This window comes from Nocardia carnea, from assembly GCF_029869215.1.
GTDB lineage: Bacteria > Actinomycetota > Actinomycetes > Mycobacteriales > Mycobacteriaceae > Nocardia > Nocardia carnea_B.
The window spans coordinates 22450-43126 of record NZ_JARWPM010000167.1; the positions used below are offsets into that span (position 1 = coordinate 22450).

Here is a 20677-nt window from a genome sequence, read left to right on the forward strand (position 1 = left end):
AAAGAGGAATTTTTCGTCATGACCCACCCCACGGTCGCGGAACTCATCGCCCGGTCCCACCGGCTCGGCGCCGATCCGAAGAACACCAACTACGCGGGCGGAAACACCTCCGCCAAGGGCACCGACATCGATCCGGTGACCGGTGAGCCTGTCGAACTGATGTGGGTCAAGGGTTCCGGCGGCGATCTCGGCACCCTGACCGAGAGCGGCCTGGCCGTCCTGCGGCTGGACCGGTTGCGCGCCCTGACCGGGGTGTACCCGGGGGTGGACCGCGAGGACGAGATGGTCGCCGCGTTCGACTACACCCTGCACGGACGCGGCGGCGCCGCCCCCTCGATCGACACCGCCATGCACGGCCTGGTGGAGGCGGCGCATGTGGACCATCTGCACCCGGACTCCGGGATCGCGCTGGCCACCGCCGTCGACGGGCCGGAGCTGACCGAGAAGATCTTCGGCGACCGGGTGGTGTGGGTGCCGTGGCGGCGTCCCGGGTTCCAGCTCGGGCTCGATATCGCCGCGATCCGCCGCGACAACCCGCAGGCCATCGGCACCATCCTGGGCGGGCACGGCATCACCGCGTGGGGCGATACCTCCGCCGAGGCCGAGGCGCATTCGCTGGAGATCATCCGCACCGTCGAGGAGTACCTGGCCACCAACGGCAAGGCCGAGCCGTTCGGGGCCGAACTGCCGGGCTACGGCGCGCTGCCGGCGGCGGAGCGCCGGGTCAAGGCGGCCGCGCTGGCCCCGTTCCTGCGCGGGCTGGCCTCCACCGATCGGCGCCAGGTCGGGCATTTCACCGATACCGCGCCGGTGCTCGAATTCCTTTCCCATGCCGAGCATCCGCGGCTGGCGGCGCTGGGTACCAGCTGCCCGGACCATTTCCTGCGCACCAAGGTCGCGCCGCTGGTGCTCGACCTGCCCGCCGACGCCTCGATCGAGCGGTGCAAGGAGCGGCTCACCGAGCTGCACGAGGCGTATCGTGCCGAATACCGCGCCTACTACGAACGCCACGCCACCCCGGACTCCCCGGCCATGCGCGGCGCCGACCCCGCCATCGTGCTGATCCCCGGGGTCGGCATGTTCAGCTACGGCGCGGACAAGCAGACCGCGCGGGTGGCCGGCGAGTTCTACCTGAACGCCATCAATGTCATGCGCGGCGCCGAATCGGTCTCCCGCTACCGGCCGATCGACGAAGCGGAGAAGTTCCGCATCGAGTACTGGTCGCTCGAGGAAGCCAAACTGGCGCGGCGGCCGAAGCCCAAACCGCTGGCCACCCGGATCGCCCTGGTGACCGGGGCGGCGTCGGGTATCGGGAAGGCCATCGCGCAGCGGCTGGCCGCCGAGGGCGCCTGCGTCGTGGTCGCGGACCGGGACGCGGCGAAGGCCGCCGAGGTCGCGGCCGAGATCGGCTCGGCCGACGTGGCGATCGGCTTCGGTGCCGATGTCACCGATGAGGGGCAGGTCCAGGCCGCCGTGGACGCGGCGTTGCTCGCCTTCGGCGGCCTGGACCTGGTGGTCAACAATGCGGGTCTGTCGCTGTCGAAATCGCTGCTGGAGACCACCGAGGCGGACTGGGACCTCCAGCACGACGTGATGGCCAAGGGTTCGTTCCTGGTGGCCAAGGCGGCGGCCCGCGCGCTCATCGACCAGCGGATGGGCGGCGATATTCTCTACATCTCGTCGAAGAATTCGGTGTTCGCCGGCCCGAACAATGTGGCCTATTCGGCCGCCAAGGCCGATCAGGCGCATCAGGTGCGGCTGCTGGCGGCCGAACTCGGGGAACACGGCATCAAGGTCAACGGCATCAACCCGGACGGCGTGGTGCGCGGGTCGGGGATCTTCGCCGGCGGCTGGGGTGCGCAGCGCGCCGCCGTGTACGGAGTGGAGGAATCGGAACTGGGCGCGTTCTACGCGCAACGAACCCTGCTCAAGCGGGAGGTTCTGCCCGAACACATCGCCAATGCCGCGTTCGCACTGTGCAGTTCCGACTTCTCGCACACCACCGGACTGCACGTGCCGGTCGACGCCGGGGTCGCCGCGGCGTTCCTGCGATGACCGGCACCGGCGCGGTCGCCGCGGTCGATCTCGGCGCCACCAGCGGTCGGGTCATGCTGGCGCGGGTCGGGCCCGGGCGGATCACCATGCGTCAGGTCGCCCGGTTCGCGAACGACCCGCTGCCGCTGTGGCACGGCGAGCGGGAGGCGCTGCACTGGGATCTGCCCGGTCTGTACCGGCATATCGGCCGGGGCCTGGCCGAGGCTGCGCGGCTGGAACCCGGCTTGCTGGGTGCGGGAATCGACTCGTGGGCAATCGATTACGGACTGTTCCGGCAGGGCGCGCCGCTGGGCCTGCCCTATCACTACCGCGACACCCGTTCCGCCGCCGGGGTGGACGCCGTGCATGCCATGGTGAACCAGGAAGAACTCTACCGGCGCAACGGTTTGCAGTTCCTGCCGTTCACCACGATCTATCAGCTCGCCACCGAGCGGCTGTCGGGTGTACTGGCGTCCGCGGACGAGGCGCTGCTGATCCCGGACTTGCTCGGCTACTGGCTGACCGGTGCCCGGGTCACCGAACACACCAACGCCTCCACCACCGGACTGCTCGGGCTGGACGGCCGCTGGGACCACGAAATACGGACCCGGCTGGGACTACCGGACCTCTTCCCGGACGTGGTCGAACCCGGCACCGTGCTGGGTCCGGTACTTCCCGGGGTTGCCGCGGCTTTCGGGCTGAACCGGGCGTTCACCATGAGCACCGTCGCCTCCCACGACACCGCATCCGCTGTCGCCGCGGTACCGATGACACCGGACACCGCCGCCTATATTTCCTGCGGAACCTGGGGGCTGGTCGGGGTGGAACTGCCCGCGCCGCTCGTCTCGGCGGCCGGGCGGGCCGCCAATTTCACCAACGAGGCCGGGCTCGACGGGCGCACCCGCTATCTGCGCAACGTCATGGGGTTGTGGCTGCTCAGCGAATCGGTGCGGCACTGGCAGCGCGCCGACCACACGGTGGATCTCGCCCGGCTGCTGGCCGCGGCCGCCGATGCTCCCGCCCCGGTCGCCGTCTTCGATGTGGACGACCCGGTTTTCCTCACCCCCGGTGATATGCCCGCCCGCATCGCCGACTGGTACACCACCCGGGACCTGCCGGTGCCGGACGGCCCGGTGCCGATGGTGCGCGCCATCGTGGAAAGTCTCGCCGCCGCCTTCGCCGGCGGCGTCCGGGCCGCCGGGGAACTCACCGGCCTTCCCGTGCACACGATCCACCTGGTCGGCGGCGGTGCCCGCAACCGGCTGCTGTGCCGGTTGCTGGCCGAGCACGCCGGTGTCCCGGTGCTGGCCGGGCCCGTCGAGGCGACCTCGCTGGGAAATATCCTGGTGCAGGCGCGCACCCACGGCCTGCTGCACGGCGATGTGGACGCGCTGCGCGCCGAGGTGGCCGCCGCGTTCCCGCCGCACCGGTACGAACCGACCGCCGAACCTGTCAGGAAAGCAGGCTGATGAAACGACAGCTACCCAGCCCCCGCGACCTCGCGCCGCTGCTGCAGTTCAAGAAACCGCGGCTCGGCGCCGCACGGCGGCTCGAGGCCGCCTTGACCATCGAGGATTTGCGCCGGATCGCCAAAAGGCGCACCCCGCGGGCCGCCTTCGACTACACCGACGGCGCCGCGGAGGGCGAGATCTCGCTGGACCGTGCGCGGCAGGCGTTCCTCGATATCGAATTCCATCCGGCGATCCTGCGCGACGTTTCCAAGGTCACCACGGGGTGGGACGTCCTCGGTGGCCCGGTATCGCTGCCGTTCGGTATCGCCCCCACAGGTTTCACCCGGATGATGCAGACCGAAGGGGAGTACGCGGGTGCCCGGGTGGCGGGCCGCGCCGGTATTCCCTTCTCGCTGTCCACCATGGGCACCGCCTCCATCGAGGATGTCGCCGCGGCGAATCCGGACGGCCGTAACTGGTTCCAGCTCTACATGTGGAAGGACCGCGACCGCTCCATGGCTCTGGTCGAGCGGGCCGCCGCCGCGGGTTTCGACACCCTGCTGGTGACGGTGGATGTCCCGGTGGCCGGCGCCCGGTTGCGCGATACCCGCAACGGAATGTCCATCCCGCCCGCGCTCACCCCCGCCACCGTGCTCGACGCGCTACCCCGGCCGCGCTGGTGGATCGACTTCCTCACCACCGAGCCGCTGGCGTTCGCCTCCCTGGACCGCTGGTCGGGCACCGTCGCGGAACTGCTGGACTCCATGTTCGATCCGACGGTGAACTTCGAAGACCTGGCGTGGATCCGGGACCAGTGGCCGGGCAAGGTCGTGGTCAAGGGGATCCAATCCCTCGCCGACGCACGTGCCGTGGTCGATACCGGCGTCGACGGAATCGTGCTGTCGAATCACGGCGGCCGCCAACTCGACCGGGCGCCGATACCGTTCCACCTGCTACCCGAGGTGGCGGCCGAACTGGGCGACGATACCGAGATCATCCTCGACACCGGGATCATGTCCGGCGCCGATATCGTCGCCTCGATCGCGCTGGGCGCCCGGTTCACCCTCATCGGCCGCGCCTATCTCTACGGCCTGATGGCCGGCGGCGAGGCCGGTGTCGCCCGCGCCGTGGAGATCCTGACCGGGCAGATCGAACGCACCATGCGGCTGCTCGGGGTGACCTGCCTCGAGGAACTCGAACCCCGCCACGTCACCCAGCTGACCAGACTTGCCCCGCGTGCTCTGCCTGGCCAAGATCGGGGTGAGTAATTCGGGCGAGGTGCCGGTACCGGCACGGAGGAGGCGCGGCTACCGGTGGTGAGCATGCGAGAGGTCGCCGCGGCGGCCCAGGTGTCGGTCGGCACCGTCTCCAATGTGCTCAACGCCCCCGAGAAGGTGGCGCCGGCGACGGTCGAACGGGTGCACGCCGCCATCGACCGCCTCGGCTTCGTCCGCAACGACGCGGCCCGGCAACTCAAGGCCGGCCGCTCCCGCTGTGTCGGCCTCGTCGTGCTCGATATCGGTAACCCGTTCTTCTCCGATGTCGCCCGCGCGGCGCAGACCCGTGCCGCCGCGCACGATCTGGTGGTGCTGCTCGGCTCCAGCGACGATGACCCCGCCCGGGAGCGCCGCTATGTCGAGACCTTCGACGAACAACGGGTTTCCGGGCTCATGATCACCCCGGCCGGGCACGATCACGAACGCCTGCGCGCGCTCGACCGCCGCGGCGTACCGGTGGTGCTGGTGGACCGCGACGGCCACGGCACGCCGTTCTCCTCGGTGGCGGTGGACGATATCGCCGGTGGCGACCTGGCGGTACGGCATCTGTGCGCGCTCGGCCGCCGCCGCATCGCCGTCGTCGGCGGTCCCGCTTCGCTCACCCAGGTCGCCGATCGGCGCGCCGGTGCCCGCCGCGCCGCCGCCGAGTTCCCCGGGGTGACGATCACCCCGATCGATACCCCCGCACCCACCGTGCTGGCCGGCCGCGACGCGGGTGAACGGCTTGCCGACCTGCCCGGCGGTGACCGCCCGGACGCCGTGTTCTGCGTCAACGATCTGCTCGCTATCGGGATCCTGCAGGCGTTCATGTTGCGGGGGATCGCCGTACCGGACGAAGTGGCGCTGGTCGGTTACGACGATATCGATTTCGCACAATCGGCCGTCGTACCACTCACGTCGATCCGCCAGCCCAGCGCGGAGATCGGAGCGTCGGCCATCGACCTCTTGGTCGCCGCGGCGAACAACACGGCGGGACGACCGGAACACGTCTGCTACCGACCCGACCTGATCGAACGCGCGTCCACCGTGACGCGCTGACCCGCTCTCGTCCGGCCCGGGCGGAGCGGCGTTGCTGTGAGTGCACCATGCGGCTGAACGCGTCGCGGCGCTGTCGCTGTGCTCGTCCGTACGCCCGTTCCGCCGCCGGAAACGGCTGTCACCAGGGGTTCCGGAGATCTTTTGCCGTTTTCCGGCGGCGCGACGCTAGGTAGAATATGATTCTACCTACAACGCAAACATGAATCTAAACGAGAAGAATCCAATTCTCATCATGTGCGTGTAGCCGCATCAGACCAACAGTGACGAGCCAGGCATCCGTGGGTGTCCGGTCGTACGGTCGCGCGCTCCGGAAAGGCGAAGGTGGATGATGGTCTCCCTGGTGAGGCGATTGGGCCGAGGTCTGCTGGTGGTCCTCCTGGTCACCCTGGCGGTGGTGGTGCTCCTGAGTTTCGCTCCGGGATCGGTGGCGCAGGCCATTCTCGGCGACGCGGCCACGCCGGAAGCCGTTGCGGCGCTGGATGCCAAGCTCGGTCTCGACCAGCCGCTCTGGGCGCAATACCTCAACTGGATCGGAAATGCGGCCCAAGGTGATCTGGGCACCTCACCGCTCACCGGGCAATCGGTGACGACGGCGATCATGGAGCGATTGCCGGTGACGTTCCAATTGGCTGCCATGGCACTTGCTATCGCGCTGGTCAGCGCGGTCTTCCTCGCCGTGTTGTCGGCGCTGCGGCCGGGCGGTCCGGTCGATCGCGGGACAGCCGCGCTCTCCTCGGTCTTCCTCTCCGTACCCGCGTTCGTCGCCGGACCGGTGCTCATCTACTTCTTCGCCGTCGAACTGGGCTGGCTGCCGGTGACCGGATGGAACCGTCTCGAGGACGGAATCGGGCCGAATCTGCAGTCGGCGCTGCTGCCGGCCATCGCGATGGCGCTGATGGAGATCGCCGCATTCCACCGGCTGCTGCGGACGGACCTGATCACCACCCTGCGTGAGGATTTCATCGGAGCCGCCCGGGCCAAGGGTATGAACGAGTGGTACGTGATGTTCCGGCATGCGCTGCGTCCCTCGTCGTTCTCGTTGATCACCCTGGCCGGTATCAATCTCGGGCGCTTGATCGGTGGGACGGTGATCGTCGAAACCCTGTTCTCGCTGCCCGGACTCGGCCAATTGCTCGCCTCCTCGATCGTTTCCCGGGACCTCATCATGGTGCAGGGCATCGTCGCGTTCATGGCGGTCGTCTATGTCGTCGTCAACACCCTGGTGGATTCGAGCTACGAGCTGATCGACCCGCGCGTCAGAAAGGTGGCCACGGTATGACTCGGGCCGATGTACGACAGGATATCGACCGCAAACAGCCGGCCGATGCACCGCCGAAACCGGAAGTCCCGCGAGTGCGCAAACCTCGCTCGATACTGGTGTACCTGTCCTATGCCTGGCTGTTCGTGATGATCGGAGCGGCGATCTTCGCGGATCTGCTCCCCTTGGCCTCGTATTCGATTCCGGTCGGCCCGCCACGCCGGCCACCGCAACTCGGCTCACTCGATCTGCTGGCCGGCACCGACAACCTGGGGCGGTCGCTGTTGTCGCGGTGTGTCTACGGAGCCCAGGTGTCGTTGCTGGTCGGTACCGTCGCGACCCTCATCGGATCGGCGATCGGGGCGAGTATCGGGATGCTGGGCGGCTACTTCCAGAAGCGGACGGACGCGGGGATCCGGCTGTTCAGCGATACGATGCTGGCGTTCCCGCCGCTCATCCTGCTGATGGCGCTGACCGCGGTATTCGCTCCGGGATTGAGCACGTTGATGGCGGGTCTGTCGCTGATCATCATCCCCTCGTTCATCAGGCTCGCCCGAGCCAACACCTTGACGTGGACGGCCCGGGAGTTCGTCCTCGCCGCCCGGAACATGGGTGCCGGGCACGGCCGGATCCTGGGCCGGGAAATACTGCCCAACGTCCTGCCGCCACTGCTGGCCTATCTCCCGGTGGTCATGGCGGCGCTCATCGTCGCCGAAGGCTCGCTGAGTTTCCTCGGGCTCGGCATTCCGCCGCCGACACCGAGCTGGGGCGGAATGATCTCCGACGGCAAGGACAGCCTCGCCAGTGCACCGCACTTGGTTTTCGTGCCGGCCGCGGTCATCTTCTGCACCGTCTTCGCCCTGAACCAGGCGGGCGATCACCTGCGCGGCCGCTTCGATCGCACCATGCGTGACTGACCGGCCCACCCGCTCCCGACCTACCCTTCCGTGCTAGCGCTCGAGGTACCGAACGATGATTCGACGTGGTGGTCTGCTCGTCACAGCCCTGATCACTCTGTCCGCACTGCTGACCGCGTGCAGCGGTCCGAACAACGAAAAACCGGCCGGCGACACCCCGGTACCCGGTGGCACCGCGCGGATCGTCCAGATGACCGAGCCGCGCAGCCTCGATCCGGCGACGCTGGGAAACCAGTGGGTGCTCAATGCTTTGCTCGGCAACGCCTTGTTCGGGACCCTGATGATCAACGACCCGCAGACGGGCGCAGTCGAATTCACCATGGCGGAAAGCTTCGCCAGCCATGACGGAGGCGCCACCTTCGAGTTGACATTGCGCCCGGGCCTCCGGTTCTCCGACGGGACTCCGCTGGACGCGGCGGCCGTCGAATTCAATTGGGACCGCGTCAAAGACCCGGCGAACGGAGCGGCCCACCTGCAGGAAGCGTCGATGATGGCCGCGACCACAGTCGTCGGCACCAACCGGCTCGCCATCACCATGGCCGAGCCGGTGCCGAATTTCGCGGAGGCGATAAACGGCACCCCGCTGAACTGGATCGCATCTCCCGCCGCGCTCGCGGCGGGCAGGCACCGGTTCGACAGCCATCCGGTCGGCGCCGGCCCCTTCACGCTGCGTCACTGGGCCCGTGGCGACACCATCGAACTGGTGAGGAACCCCGGGTACTGGGATGCGCCCAAACCCTACCTCGACGCGATCACCCTGCGTAGCAACGGCGATACCCGGCAGCGAATCAATACCTTGATCAGTGACGGTGCCGATCTGGTGATCGAGACCAACCCGGCGAGTCTCGCGGAGGCCCGGGCGGCGGGTTTCCCGACCGATACCGTGCCGTTGCACGGCGGCCAGAACCTGACCATGAATACCCGCAGGCCGCCCTTCGACGATGTGCGTGCCCGCCGGGCGGTGGCCGCCGCGATCGACTTCGATGCGATCGACGTCGCGATCTACCAGGGCGAAAGCCAGGTACCGACAACTCTTTTCGGTGACACTTCGCCGTTCCATACCGATCAGCCGCTCCCGCGGCCGGACCGGCAGACCGCGCAACGACTCTTCGACGAGCTGGCAGCCGAAGGTAAGCCGGTATCTTTCACCTTCACCAGCGGTCCCACTGCGGAGATCAGGGCGCTGGCGGAGAACGTGCAGGCACAGCTCAGCGCGTTCGGCAATGTGAAGGTCGAGGTGGCGGTCGCGGATATCACCGAGGTGATCGAACTGCGCCGGACCAACGACTTCGATATGACGACGAGCTCCGCGAATTTCACCGACCCGGAACCGGCGTTGTGGTCGGCATTCCACCGCACGTCCCGCCGCAACCTGTCCGGGATCGACGATGCGGAGCTGAGCCGGGCACTACGGGACGGCCGGGCCGGCACGACCGCCGGACAACGGACGGACGCGTACCGCCGGGTGCAGGAACGGCTGAACACACTCGTCCCGGTGCTCTTCCAGGTCAGGAACGAACCCAGCGTCGTCTCCCGGCGCAATGTCGGTGGCGTCGTCCAATACGGCTACGGCTCCCTGCTACCGGAGGAGCTATGGGTCGAAAACTGACCGCCGCACAACCTCCGGACCCACAACTCCATCCCCTTCACTCCCCGATTCTCCTTCGAGAGGAACAATGATGTTCCGAACATCGCTCTTTCGTTCGATCGCCGTATGCTGCACGGCCCTCGTACTGGCCGCTTGCGGCGGAACCGGGTCGGGAACCGGTCCCGGTGGGGACCCGGTGGCCGGTGGCACCGCACAGGTCATCCAGATCAGTGAGCCGCGCACCCTCGACCCGGTGGCTATGGGAAATCAGTGGGTGATCAACGCCTTCCTCGGCAACGCCCTGTTCGGGACATTGCTGGTCAACAATCCGGAAAGCGGAGAAATCGACTACGCCATGGCAACGGATTTCGCCACGCGAGACGGCGGAACCACCTTCGAGCTGACATTGCGGCCGGGGCTGCGGTTCTCCGACGGGACCCCGCTGGACGCGGCGGCCGTGAAATTCAACTGGGACCGCTTCGGCGTCCCCGAGAACGGATCGTCCTATCTCGAGGATGCGGCGGTGATCGCATCGACCGAGGTCGTGAACCCCACCACGTTGCGGGTGCGAATGCACCACCCCGTACCGCATTTCGCCTACACCATTGTGGAAAGCTCGATGAACTGGATCGCCTCACCGCAAGCGCTGCAGGCGGGGCGGGCGGCGTTCGACAGCAACCCGGTGGGGGCCGGTCCGTTCACCCTCGTGCGGTGGGCCCGCCAGGACGTGCTCGAACTGGTGAAGAATCCGCACTACTGGGATGCGCCGAAACCGTATCTGGACCGGATCGAACTGCGGACCTCCGCTGATTCCGTCCAGGGCTACAACACTCTGATCAGCGGTGGTTCGGACGTGATCACCAGCTCCAACTGGGGCAGTATCGAAAAGCTGGCGAATCAGAGCTTCCCCACCGCGGTATCGCCGCTGCACGGCGGCCAGCACCTGTCGATGAATATGCGGCGAGCGCCGTTCGACGATGTGCGTGCCCGCCGGGCCGTCGCGGCCGCGATCGATGTGAACGCGCTCGACCTGACCATCTACAACGGAAGCGCGGAACTGCCGACCACCCTGTTCCGCGAGAACTCTCCGTACTTCGTGCCGGACCTGCCGCTGCACACGCACGATCCGGCGACCGCGCAACGGTTGTTCGACGAACTGGCGGCCGAGGGCAAGCCCGTATCGTTCACCTTCACCACAACCGCGCAGACGGAGAACCGGCTGCTGGCGGAAAGCGTGCAGGCTCAGCTCAGCGCGTTCGCCAATGTCCACGTCGAAGTGAAGGTCGTCGATATCATCGACCTGATCAAACTGCGCTATACGCACGATTTCGACATGATGACCGGCGGTGCGTTCTTCGACGATCCCGAGCCGCGGATGTGGACGGCTTTCCACGGGGACTCGGGCCGCAATACCGCCGGCATCGACGACGAACGCCTGAACGAGGCCCTCGATATCGGCCGGACATCGACAGATGTGGCGGAGCGCAAGGCGGCCTACCGGACGGTTCAGCAGCGGTTGATCGAACTGATGCCTGCCATCTTCTACACCCGGACCGTCGCGGGCGCGGCCACCGGCAGGAATGTCGGCGGACTCACCATGTACGGCGCCGGATCGATTCGGCCCGAGGAACTGTGGATCGCCGAGTAGCGGGCACGAACCGAGGAGAGCCGAGACCCATGAGTTCGCAACCGAATCTGCAGGTGCGAAACCTGCACACCTATATCAATACCGAACGCGGCGTCGTGCGAGCCGTGGACGATGTGTCCTTCGAGGTCGAGCCGGCTCAGGCGCTGGGCGTGGTGGGCGAATCGGGATCCGGGAAATCGGTGATGGCCCGGGCGATTATGGGCCTGCTACCGCCCCGCGCCGGCTGCTCCGGTGAAGTCGTGTTCCGGGGCCGGAACATTCTCGCGCTGTCCAAGAAGGAAAAGCTGGAGATCTGGGGAAAGCAGATCGCCATGGTCTTCCAGGATCCTGGGCGGTCGCTCAATCCCGTTGTACGCATCGAACGCCAGCTCACCGAGGGGATGCGCAAACATCTCGGAACCAGCCGTTCCGAAGCGAGAACCCGTGCCCTCGAATTGCTGCGGGAGGTCGGGGTCCCGGATCCGGAGCGCCGGCTACGCAACTATCCGCACGAGATGTCCGGGGGTATGCGGCAACGCGTGATGATCGCGATCGCGCTGGCCTGTGAACCCGATCTGCTGATCGCCGACGAACCGACCACCGCGCTGGACGTGACGATCCAGCGGCAGATCCTCGACCTGCTGCGCCGTGTACAGCGGGACCGGGGGATGTCGCTGATGCTGATCAGTCACGACCTCGCGGTGGTCGCCGGTCGCACCGACCGGGTGTCGGTCATGTACGCCGGGCGGCTGGCCGAATGCGGGGGAACCCGGCAGGTCTTCACCGCTCCCCGGCATCGCTACACCCGGGCCCTGATGGAGGCCACGCCGTCCATCGAACGGCAGCGGTACGCGCCACTGCGGCTGATCCAAGGCGGCTTACCGGATCCGGCGGCACCGCCGTCCGGTTGCCGGTTCGCGCCCCGGTGCGGTCACGTCACCGAGGGGTGCCGCGAAGCGCCCGGCCCCGCGTTGACCGAGATCGCCCCGGACCATGCGGTGGCCTGCGCGAATCCGGCTCTTCAACCGATAACAGTCCATTCCGATTCCGGTGGTGAGATCCATGGCGGGTAGCGGAACCGCGCATCTGCGCGACGACGCGGCACTGCTCAGCGTGCGCGACCTGGTGGTCGAGTACGACACCGACGGCGGTACCGTGCAGGCGGTGTCGGCGGTCAGCTTCGACGTCCTGCCCGGCGAAACCCTCGGTATCGTCGGGGAATCGGGATGTGGGAAGTCGACGACCGGCCGGGCCGTACTCCGTCTGGACCGATTGACCTCCGGGCGGATCGCCTTCGCCGGCGAGCAGATCGACGAGGCCGACGGCCGCCGTATGCGTGCATTGCGGCGCGAGATGCAGATGATCTTCCAGGACCCGGTGGCCTCGCTGAATCCGCGGCGGCCGGTGCGCGATATCGTCGTCGAAGGGTTGGCGGTGGCCGGAAAGCCGGCCGACGAACGCGCGTCGAAATCCGCGGAAGTGCTGGCGAAGGTGGGGATGGGCGACGAGCGGTTCGCCGGTGCGCTGCCCCGGCAACTGTCCGGTGGCCAGGCCCAGCGTATCGCGATAGCGCGGGCGCTGGCGGTCGGTCCCCGGCTGCTGATCTGCGACGAACCGGTTTCGGCACTGGATGTCTCGGTGCAGGCGCAGATCCTCAATCTCATCGCCGAACTCAAGGCCGAATACGACCTGACCGTGGTGTTCATCAGTCACGACCTCGGTGTCGTGCGCACGATCAGCGATAACGTCCTGGTGATGTACCTCGGCAAGGTATGCGAGTTCGGTGATGCCGTCGAGGTGTACGACCGGCCGGCGCACCCCTACACGAGGGCGCTGCTCGACTCCGTCCCGCTTGCCGACCCCGACGAGGGCTTCGCCGGCCCCGCGCTGGCCGGTGATATTCCCTCACCACTCGCGCCGCCACGAGGCTGCCGGTTCCGGACCCGCTGCCCGTACGCCCAGCAACGCTGCGCCGAGGAGGAACCGGAGGTCCGTGAGATGCGGCCGGGGCAGTACGCGGCCTGTCACTTTCCGCTGACCGGCGGCTGAGCGCCCGGAATCACCGTGCATCCCGCCCGCGCGGAGCCGGCGGGATGCACGGATCGACATGCGCCCGTGCTCGATCGCGTGCCAGGTGCCCGAGCCGGCGCCGGTGGCGGAGTTGTCAGGGGCTGCGGCGGTCGTCTCCTCCGCCGACGATCACGCCCGCGGCCGCCTCGAGGGGTTTCACGATGGACGTGAAATCGGAATCCGGGCCCTGGGCGTCCCGGGTCTCCTCCCAGCGCCGGGCGACCGTTCGGGCGAGTTCGGTCGGAATACCGAGCGTCTCGGCCTCGCGCAGGTAGAGCTGGACGTCCTTGGTCATCAGTCCGGTGGCGAAACCGAAGTCGAAGGTACGGGGGAGTACCGCACGGGGAAATTTGTCGCGGCTGGCGTGGGTCGCGCCCGAGCCGGCGTTGAGGACATCGATCATCACCGCCGGGTCCAGGCCCGCCTTCACCCCCATGACCATCACCTCGGCGGTCGCGGCCAGGGTGGCGGCGGCCATCAGGTTGTTGATCAACTTCATCGTCTGGCCCGCACCGGGCTCGGCGGCCACGAGGAACGGCCGGCCGAGCGATTCGAGAAGCGCTGTGGTGGCCGCGAACGCGTCGTCCGGCCCCGAAGCCATGATGGCGAGGGTGCCGTTGCGCGCCCCCGTGACACCGCCGCTCACCGGGCAGTCGAGCAGAGCGATACCGCGCGCGGCGAGCAACTCCGACAGCTGCCGGGCAGCGTGCGTGCCGATAGTGGAGAGTTCGACGACCCGGCGCACCCGTGCACCGTGGACGATGCCCTCGCTACCGGTGGCGACCTCCAGTGATACCTGCGGTGTCGGCAGACTGGTCAGGACGGTCTCGGCGCGGTCGGCCACGTCCGCGGGGGAGGCCGCCGCGGCGGCGCCGAGCGCGACCGCCCGGTCGATCGCCTCGGTGCGGGCGTCGAACACCACGAGCCGGTGGCCGGTGTCCCGCAGCCGCGCGGCCATCGCGAACCCCATCTTGCCCAGGCCGATCAACCCGATATCCGTGGTGCCCACTAGCCGTTGTCCGTTTCGGCCAGTGCTTCCCGCGCGATCCGGAAACCGTCGACGGCAGCCGGGACGCCGGCGTACACGGCGACCTGCAGCAGTACCTCGCGGATCTCGTCGCGGGTCACACCGTTGTTGAGGGCTGCCTTGACGTGGGTGCGCAATTCGTGCGGCCGGTTGAGTACCGAGAGCATGGCGAGGTTGAGCATGGAACGCGTTTTCGGCGACAGGCCGTCGCGACCCCAGACCGCTCCCCAGCAGTACTCGGTGACGAGGTCCTGCAGCGGCTGGGTGAAATCGTCGGCGGCGGTGTTGCGGACGTAGTCAGCGCCGAGGACGCGGGTGCGAATCCGGCGCCCCTTGTCGTAGGTGTCCTGGTTCATGAATAGTTTCCTGCCTGTAGTGGGGTAGTGGTCTCGGGCCGGGGCCTAATTCCACGCCTCGTCGCCGGCGAGGGTCGTGCGGTGCATGGTCCGCTCGGAGTCGGGATCGTAGGGCAGGGCGCGGTGGAGCATGCCGGTGTTGTCCCAGATCACCAGATCTCCGGCCGACCATTCGTGGGTGTAGCGGAAACGCTGCTGGGTGGACCATTCCAGGAGTTCGTCGAGTAGCTCACGGCTGCGATCGGGGTCCATGCCGACGATATGGTCCGCGGTGGCGCCGATGACCAGCGACCGCCGCCCGTCCCGGCGCCGCCAGACCAGCGCGCTCTCGTGCGTGGGGATCCGGCGCCATTGGGCGAGTTGCTGTTCGGTGGGGTCGGGGTGCACCGCCCGTTGCGCCGCCTCGAGACTGTGGACCACTCGCAGGCCCGCATATCGTTTGCGTTCGCTCTCGGGCAGGTTCTCGTAGGCGGCGTAGGTGCTGGCGAATTCGGTGCCGCCGCCGACCATGGCCACATGTCGTGCGGTGAGCATGGTGGCCTTCGCGGGTATCCGGTTGGTGGTGTCGTCGATATGCCAGCAGAAGGTGCCTTTGAGATATTCGGCCGTGGGGTTCTTGCCGGGGTCCAGCGACACGGTGAAGATTTCCCGGCCGCCGGGCGCCAGTACGGTGCCCAGTTTGCGGCTCAGCTCGAGCTGCGCCGGATCGTCGAGATGGGCGCCGCGGATCAACAGGACGCCGCGCCATTTGATCGCCTCGCGGATCCGGGCGACGGTGGCGTCGGACAGCAGGTCGCCGGCATCGGTCAGTTCGGCTCCCAGCTCTGGGCTCAGGGCTACGGTTTCGGTCATCGGGACATCTCCTGACACTGTTGTGCGCTGCGTTTCGGGCAAGCGACGGGCGGGTGGACCGAGCGAGCGGGAGCGTGACGCGCGTTCACAGCTTCACCACAACGGTTTTGGTGGCAGTGACGGCGTCGAGGGCCGCCACGCCCTTCTCTCTGCCGTACCCGGATTTCCGGAATCCGCCGAACGGCAATTCGACACCGCCGCCGGCGCCGTAGGTGTTGACGTAGACCTGTCCGGCCACGATCTCGGCCGCCAGCCGGTGCGCGCGGGACAGGTCGCGGGTCCACAACGCCGCGAGCAGGGCGTAGTCGGTGCCGTTGGCCAAGGCGACGGCGTGCTCGTCGTCGGCGAAGCTGTTGACGGTGAGAACCGGCCCGAAGATCTCTTCCTGCGCGATCGGATCCGCCGGATCGACCTCGTCGATGAGCGTCGGCGGGAAGTAGGCGCCTTCGGTCAAGCCGTCGCCGGTGGGAACGGCGCCCCCGCAGAGGATTTCGCCCTGGCCGAGGCCGGCGACCATGGTGGCGACCCGGGTCTGCTGTTTACGGGAGATCAGTGGTCCCAGATCGGGATCGTCGCGCCCGGGTCCGAGGGTGACCCGGGCAAACCGCCGCAGCACCTTCTCCACCAGGGCGTCGTGCACGGATTCCGCGACCAGTAGCCGGGAACCCGCCGAACAGGTCTGGCCGGCGTTCTGCAGGATCGCCCGGGTGACGAAATCCGCCGCGGTATCGAGATCGGCGTCGGCGAAAACGATCTGCGGAGATTTACCACCCAGCTCGAGGACCGCCGGCACCACCCGCCGGGCGGCCGCACCGGCCACCTCCGAGCCGATACGGGTGGATCCCACGAAGCCGAGGGAATCGACGCCGGGGTGTGCGGCCAGTGCGGCACCGGCCTCGGCGCCGATCCCGGTGACGACATTGAATACGCCGGCCGGCAGGCCTGCCTCCACCGCGAGCCGGGCGAGAGCCACTGCGGTACGGGGTGTTTCGTCGGCGGGTTTGGCGACGACGGCGTTACCCGCCGCGACCGCGGGCGCCACCGCGCGGGCGATCAGCTGGATGGGATAATTCCAGGCCACAATATGCCCGGTGACGCCGAGCGGTTCGCGCCGGGTGTAGACGTGCAGGTCGCTGTTCAGCGGGATGGCCTGGCCGTAGTAGGTGTCGATCGCGTGCGCGTAGAAGCGGAAGTACCGCGCCGCGACGGTGACGTCCGCGCGGGCTTGGCTCGCGGGTTTCCCGGTGTCCTCGCATTCGTACCGGGCGAGTTCGGCATGGTGGGTTTCGATCGCGCCGGCGATCCGCTCGAGCACTGCCGACCGGTGTTCGGGCGCGGTGGTCCGCCAGTGGCGGAGCGCGCGCCGGGCCGCGGCGACCGCCCGGTCCACCTCCTCCGGTCCGCCGCGTGCGACCGGCCCCAGCGGCCGTGACGTCGCGGGATCGATATTGTCGTACACCTCGGCGGAGGGCACGGCGGCACCGTCGATGAACGATTCGGTAGCGGGCATGGGGTATCACCTCTCGGCGTGCGACGGAAGCGGCGGCCGCCGCGGTGGGACCGTGTCAGTCGAGGCGGTGGCGCTCGATGAGCTGGCGGGCGATCACGGTGCGCTGCACTTCGTTCGTTCCTTCCCCGACGATCATCAGCGGGGCATCGCGGAAGTACCGTTCCACGTCGAATTCCGTGGAATAGCCGTATCCGCCGTGGATGCGCACCGCGTTCAGCGCGATCTTCATCGCGGTCTCGGACGCGAACAGTTTGGCCATCCCGGCCTCCATATCGGCCCGGACACCGGAGTCGTAGCAGCGCGCGGCATGGTGCACCAGCTGGCGCGCGGCCGTCAGTTCGGTGGCCATATCGGCCAGATAGTTGCCGATCGACTGATGCTTCCAGATGGGTGTGCCGAATGCCTCGCGTTGCTGGGCATACCGAATCGAGTCGTCCAGCGCCGCCCGGCCGACCCCGAGTGCCCGGGACGCCACCTGGATCCGCCCGATCTCGAGGCCCCGCATCATCTGCCCGAACCCCCGGCCCTCGACCCCGCCGAGCAGTGCGCCGGCGGGCACCCGGAACTCGTCGAAGGTCAGCTCGCAGCTCTCCACGCCTTTGTATCCGAGCTTGGGCAGATCCCGCGAGATCATGAAGCCCGGCCCGGGCTCCACCAGCAGCACGCTGATGCCGCGGTGCGCGGGGACGGCTGCCGGGTCGGTCTTGCACAGCAACGCCACCAGACCGGATCTGCGTGCGTTACTGATCCAGGTCTTCGATCCGCTGACGACGTAGGTGTCCGCGTCGCGCCGGGCCACGGTACGCATGGCCTGCAGATCCGAGCCGCCGCCGGGTTCGGTGAGTGCCATCGTGGCGCGTAGCTCGCCGGTCGCCAGCCGGGGCAGATACCGGTCCCGCTGCTCGGCGGTTCCGTAGTCCAGGAGCAGTTTCGCCACGACGGTATGGCCGCCCATCGCTCCGGCCAGGCTCATCCAGCCGCGGGCGAGTTCCTCGGTGATCAAGGAATAGCAGGTCGTGGAGACCTTCCCGTCGCCCCAGGGCGGTGGGATCGCCACACCGTAGATACCGATCCGCTTCATCTGCTCTATCAGGTGTTCGGGGTAGGTATCGGACTGTTCGAGCCGGCGTGCCACCGGCCGCACCTCACGGTCGACGAAATCCCGGACCACGCCGACCAATCTGGCCTCGATGTCATCGATTCCGTGGGTACTCACGGCTTCTTCCGTCACCGGACCGACCCTCCGAAGGCGGCCGGATCGCAGGCGGGCAATGCCCACCGGGAGGCGAGAGCGGTGCCGAAGTTCTCGGTGGGCGCCACCGTATCGGCCCCACCGCGGACAGCACGCAGAGCCTGTTTCTTGAAGGCGCGGGCGGCGTGGCTGAGCCGATGCGTGGTGATTTCGGTCCGGTCGGCGGTCTCCGCGGCGTACTGGGGCCCCCAGATCGAGATCTCGATCGTCGCACTGTCCGGGTACTCCTGTAGCCGTCTGCGCAGCCTGTCCTCGGTGGCCAGCAATTCCGCCGAAATGGCGACGGCGCGCGGTGGTCGTCGCCGGCGCCGCCGAGCGAATGCGGCGTCCAGCTCGAGTGCGGATGCCCCCAGGATGTGGGCCGGTAGTGGATCGTCGAGAGTGCCGGCGAGCACGGTGACCTCCCAGCCGGCCATCGCGAGATCGCATATCCGCCCGCCCGCGGCGCTCACCGCATCGTCCATGGTCGTCCCGAGCACCACCAGTCGCGGCCGGATGCCCTGACGGTACCGGCCGTGCAGGTATGCGAGGCCGGCGCTCTCCGGCACGTTGTCCTGGGACGGCAAGAGGGTCGGGGCGGATGGAGTCATGGGTTCTCCCTCGGTACGGAACGGCCGGTGCGCCGGGTGCCGGATAACTGTCACACTAGAAAGTATCCGAACGCGTATATTTTTGAGTATAGGGCGCCGCAGGCGAGGGAGGGGTTGTTTTCGGGAGACGTTTCAGCGGGGCGCCGCGCCGCGGAGAAACAGCCGGACGGCGTGCCGGAGGTGCCGGTCCTCCTGTTGTTTCGATCGGAAGAGTCCGAAATCGGCCATCCGGCCGGGAATCAGCTCCACCATCGCGAGGAAGTGTTCGGCGGCCAGCTCGATATCCTCCACATCGATCGTGCCCTCGTCGATACCGCGGCGCAGGACCCGGACGACCGCCCGCTGCCGTCCGGACCACATCATCGAGTCCGTGCTGATCGCGAATTCCGGAAATCGGGCCGACTCGTTCATCGCGATCCGCATCAGCCGGACGCTCTCCGGGTCCAGTGCGCGGGCGACGGCCACCCGGCCGATCTCGAGCAATGCTGTCTCCAGGTCCTTGTCGTCGACGGCCGGATCCTCGTCGGACGATTCGTATTTCGACAGTGCCCAGGGGATGACATCGGCGAAGGCGGCACGTTTGTCGGGATACCGCGCGTACAGTGACCGTTTGGTGATACCGGCCTTCCGGGCGATGGCCTCCATCGTCGCTCCGTCGTAGCCGGATTCCAGGAACGTCGCGACCGCGGCCTCGCGGACCGCCTGATTGAGCTTCTTGGCCTCGGCCTGGGTGGGGCGGCCGCGTCTCGTCTCCGCCATCTGGGCCCCCTATCGTCCCGCACGGATATAATATCCGTCAGAGTATACTTCTTTGCGGGCCGGGTTCGCCGCCGCCGGCGCGGAATGTATTCCCCCGCCTCATCTGGATCGGAGTGCCGATGACGAATCCGCCCATGATCGATCGCGCCGACGGGGATGCGCGTCCCACCGCCGAGGCGATCGTTACCGGGATCGACCTCACCGGCCGCACCTGTGTGATCACCGGAGCATCCTCCGGCCTCGGCCGCGAATCCGCCCGTGCTCTCGCCCGCGCCGGGGCCCATGTCGTGCTGACCGCCAGGCGGGCCGAGGCCGCCGATGCGGCGGTCACCGAGATCCGCCGGGAGGTACCCGGTGCGCGCCTGTCCGCGGTTGTCCTGGATCTGGCTTCGCTGGCCGGGGTACGGGCCGCCGCCGCTCGTATCGCCGAGCTGGCACCGGCCGTCGATGTGCTCATGAACAACGCCGGAGTGATGTTCACGCCGTTCGCCCGGACCGCCGACGGCTTCGAACTGCAGATCGGCACCAACCATCTCGGCCACTTCGAACTCACCCGATTGCTCCTCGACCGGTTGCGCGCGGCCGAGGGGGCGAGAATTGTCAACGTCGCGTCGGAGGGGTATCGGATGGCCGATATCGATCTCACCGATCTGCACTGGGAGAAACGGGCTTACGACAAGTTCCTGGCCTACGGTGCGTCCAAGACCGCGAATATCCTGCATGCCCTCGAACTCGACCGGCGGCTGCGTGCCGACGGAATCCGGGCCTGTGCTGTGCATCCCGGCAGGGTCGCCACGCGGCTGGCCCGTCATATGACCCGTGCGGATATCGCGGCGGTACCCACCGTCCGGGCGGGCATCCGGCGCCGGACCCGTGCCGATGGTGCAGTTCTCACACCCCAGGAAGGGGCGGCTACCCAGGTGTGGGCGGCAGTGCACCCGGAGTCACGCAGCCTCGGCGGCGTGTACGTCGCGCACTGCGCGGCCGAACCGGATATCGAGGACTATGCGGTGGATACCGGCCGGGCCGCGGAATTGTGGGAGCTGTCCGAACGGTTGTGCCGGTAAGTGT

General features: G+C 67.9%; 18 protein-coding genes. 11 read left to right on the forward strand and 7 right to left on the reverse strand.

Annotated elements, in window-relative coordinates; all coding sequences use genetic code 11:
- Window positions 1-18 precede the first annotated feature (18 nt).
- The 10 genes from QH276_RS11370 to QH276_RS11415 all read left to right on the forward strand — a co-directional run bounded on the left by QH276_RS11370 (window position 19) and on the right by QH276_RS11415 (window position 13239).
- Window positions 19-2055 (forward strand): bifunctional aldolase/short-chain dehydrogenase, encoded by a 2037-nt coding sequence (locus QH276_RS11370; RefSeq protein WP_280401547.1) that lies wholly within the window; start codon window positions 19-21, stop codon window positions 2053-2055.
- Window positions 2052-3503, forward strand: coding sequence for a rhamnulokinase (locus QH276_RS11375; RefSeq protein ID WP_280401546.1), 1452 nt, complete (start codon window positions 2052-2054; stop codon window positions 3501-3503). Before QH276_RS11370 ends, QH276_RS11375 begins: the two co-directional genes overlap by 4 nt.
- Window positions 3503-4753: an alpha-hydroxy acid oxidase gene (locus QH276_RS11380; RefSeq protein ID WP_280401545.1), complete on the forward strand. Its 1251-nt coding sequence runs from the start codon at window positions 3503-3505 to the stop codon at window positions 4751-4753. Before QH276_RS11375 ends, QH276_RS11380 begins: the two co-directional genes overlap by 1 nt.
- Window positions 4754-4807: 54 nt before the next feature.
- Window positions 4808-5800, forward strand: coding sequence for a LacI family DNA-binding transcriptional regulator (locus QH276_RS11385; protein WP_280401583.1), 993 nt, complete (start codon window positions 4808-4810; stop codon window positions 5798-5800).
- A gap of 325 nt (window positions 5801-6125) precedes the next feature.
- Complete coding sequence (locus QH276_RS11390) at window positions 6126-7079, forward strand: ABC transporter permease (RefSeq protein WP_280401544.1); 954 nt, start codon at window positions 6126-6128, stop codon at window positions 7077-7079.
- On the forward strand, window positions 7076-7975 hold the full coding sequence (locus QH276_RS11395; protein ID WP_280401543.1) for an ABC transporter permease: 900 nt from the start codon (window positions 7076-7078) through the stop codon (window positions 7973-7975). Before QH276_RS11390 ends, QH276_RS11395 begins: the two co-directional genes overlap by 4 nt.
- A 55-nt stretch (window positions 7976-8030) precedes the next feature.
- Window positions 8031-9584 (forward strand): ABC transporter substrate-binding protein, encoded by a 1554-nt coding sequence (locus tag QH276_RS11400; RefSeq protein ID WP_280401542.1) that lies wholly within the window; start codon window positions 8031-8033, stop codon window positions 9582-9584.
- Window positions 9585-9759: 175 nt separating this feature from the next.
- A complete protein-coding gene (locus tag QH276_RS11405) occupies window positions 9760-11211 on the forward strand; it encodes an ABC transporter substrate-binding protein (protein WP_280401541.1) in 1452 nt (483 codons plus the stop codon).
- A 29-nt stretch (window positions 11212-11240) separates the two neighbouring features.
- Window positions 11241-12263: an ABC transporter ATP-binding protein gene (locus QH276_RS11410; protein WP_280401540.1), complete on the forward strand. Its 1023-nt coding sequence runs from the start codon at window positions 11241-11243 to the stop codon at window positions 12261-12263.
- Entirely contained in the window at window positions 12253-13239 is a 987-nt protein-coding gene (locus QH276_RS11415) for an ABC transporter ATP-binding protein (protein WP_280401539.1), read from the forward strand. Before QH276_RS11410 ends, QH276_RS11415 begins: the two co-directional genes overlap by 11 nt.
- 115 nt (window positions 13240-13354) lie before the next feature.
- Here the strand turns inward: QH276_RS11415 and QH276_RS11420 are convergent, their stop codons facing one another.
- From QH276_RS11420 to QH276_RS11450, 7 genes are all read right to left on the reverse strand, one after another.
- A complete protein-coding gene (locus QH276_RS11420; protein WP_280402900.1) occupies window positions 13355-14269 on the reverse strand; it encodes an NAD(P)-dependent oxidoreductase in 915 nt (304 codons plus the stop codon).
- The gene (locus QH276_RS11425) at window positions 14269-14643 is read right to left on the reverse strand and encodes a carboxymuconolactone decarboxylase family protein (protein WP_280402899.1); all 375 of its coding nucleotides are present in this window, start codon (window positions 14641-14643) and stop codon (window positions 14269-14271) included. The genes QH276_RS11420 and QH276_RS11425 overlap by 1 nt, the downstream gene beginning before the upstream one ends.
- A gap of 45 nt (window positions 14644-14688) precedes the next feature.
- Window positions 14689-15495, reverse strand: coding sequence for a TauD/TfdA dioxygenase family protein (locus tag QH276_RS11430; protein ID WP_280402898.1), 807 nt, complete (start codon window positions 15493-15495; stop codon window positions 14689-14691).
- Between the two features lie 85 nt (window positions 15496-15580).
- The gene (locus QH276_RS11435) at window positions 15581-17005 is read right to left on the reverse strand and encodes an aldehyde dehydrogenase family protein (RefSeq protein ID WP_280402897.1); all 1425 of its coding nucleotides are present in this window, start codon (window positions 17003-17005) and stop codon (window positions 15581-15583) included.
- A gap of 55 nt (window positions 17006-17060) precedes the next feature.
- Window positions 17061-18236 carry an acyl-CoA dehydrogenase family protein gene (locus QH276_RS11440; protein WP_280406722.1) on the reverse strand — a complete coding sequence of 392 codons (1176 nt, stop codon included), beginning with the start codon at window positions 18234-18236 and terminating at the stop codon, window positions 17061-17063.
- On the reverse strand, window positions 18233-18847 hold the full coding sequence (locus QH276_RS11445) for a hypothetical protein (RefSeq protein ID WP_280402895.1): 615 nt from the start codon (window positions 18845-18847) through the stop codon (window positions 18233-18235). The genes QH276_RS11440 and QH276_RS11445 overlap by 4 nt, the downstream gene beginning before the upstream one ends.
- Before the next feature lie 132 nt (window positions 18848-18979).
- The gene (locus tag QH276_RS11450; protein WP_280402894.1) at window positions 18980-19606 is read right to left on the reverse strand and encodes a TetR/AcrR family transcriptional regulator; all 627 of its coding nucleotides are present in this window, start codon (window positions 19604-19606) and stop codon (window positions 18980-18982) included.
- 119 nt (window positions 19607-19725) lie between these two features.
- Here QH276_RS11450 and QH276_RS11455 point away from each other — a divergent pair, with 119 nt between their 5' ends.
- On the forward strand, window positions 19726-20673 hold the full coding sequence (locus QH276_RS11455; RefSeq protein WP_280402893.1) for an SDR family NAD(P)-dependent oxidoreductase: 948 nt from the start codon (window positions 19726-19728) through the stop codon (window positions 20671-20673).
- Window positions 20674-20677 lie beyond the last annotated feature (4 nt).

Bases quoted from the DNA above. Each gene is read 5' to 3' on its own strand.
- QH276_RS11400 (WP_280401542.1), top strand. From the start codon at position 8,031: ATGATTCGACGTGGTGGTCTGCTCGTCACAGCCCTGATCACTCTGTCC.
- QH276_RS11430 (WP_280402898.1), bottom strand. From the start codon at position 15,495: ATGACCGAAACCGTAGCCCTGAGCCCAGAGCTGGGAGCCGAACTGACC.
- QH276_RS11385 (WP_280401583.1), top strand. From the start codon at position 4,808: ATGCGAGAGGTCGCCGCGGCGGCCCAGGTGTCGGTCGGCACCGTCTCC.
- QH276_RS11390 (WP_280401544.1), top strand. From the start codon at position 6,126: ATGATGGTCTCCCTGGTGAGGCGATTGGGCCGAGGTCTGCTGGTGGTC.
- QH276_RS11380 (WP_280401545.1), top strand. From the start codon at position 3,503: ATGAAACGACAGCTACCCAGCCCCCGCGACCTCGCGCCGCTGCTGCAG.
- QH276_RS11395 (WP_280401543.1), top strand. From the start codon at position 7,076: ATGACTCGGGCCGATGTACGACAGGATATCGACCGCAAACAGCCGGCC.
- QH276_RS11455 (WP_280402893.1), top strand. From the start codon at position 19,726: ATGACGAATCCGCCCATGATCGATCGCGCCGACGGGGATGCGCGTCCC.
- QH276_RS11425 (WP_280402899.1), bottom strand. From the start codon at position 14,643: ATGAACCAGGACACCTACGACAAGGGGCGCCGGATTCGCACCCGCGTC.
- QH276_RS11370 (WP_280401547.1), top strand. From the start codon at position 19: ATGACCCACCCCACGGTCGCGGAACTCATCGCCCGGTCCCACCGGCTC.
- QH276_RS11375 (WP_280401546.1), top strand. From the start codon at position 2,052: ATGACCGGCACCGGCGCGGTCGCCGCGGTCGATCTCGGCGCCACCAGC.
- QH276_RS11445 (WP_280402895.1), bottom strand. From the start codon at position 18,847: ATGACTCCATCCGCCCCGACCCTCTTGCCGTCCCAGGACAACGTGCCG.
- QH276_RS11450 (WP_280402894.1), bottom strand. From the start codon at position 19,606: ATGGCGGAGACGAGACGCGGCCGCCCCACCCAGGCCGAGGCCAAGAAG.
- QH276_RS11415 (WP_280401539.1), top strand. From the start codon at position 12,253: ATGGCGGGTAGCGGAACCGCGCATCTGCGCGACGACGCGGCACTGCTC.
- QH276_RS11410 (WP_280401540.1), top strand. From the start codon at position 11,241: ATGAGTTCGCAACCGAATCTGCAGGTGCGAAACCTGCACACCTATATC.
- QH276_RS11435 (WP_280402897.1), bottom strand. From the start codon at position 17,005: ATGCCCGCTACCGAATCGTTCATCGACGGTGCCGCCGTGCCCTCCGCC.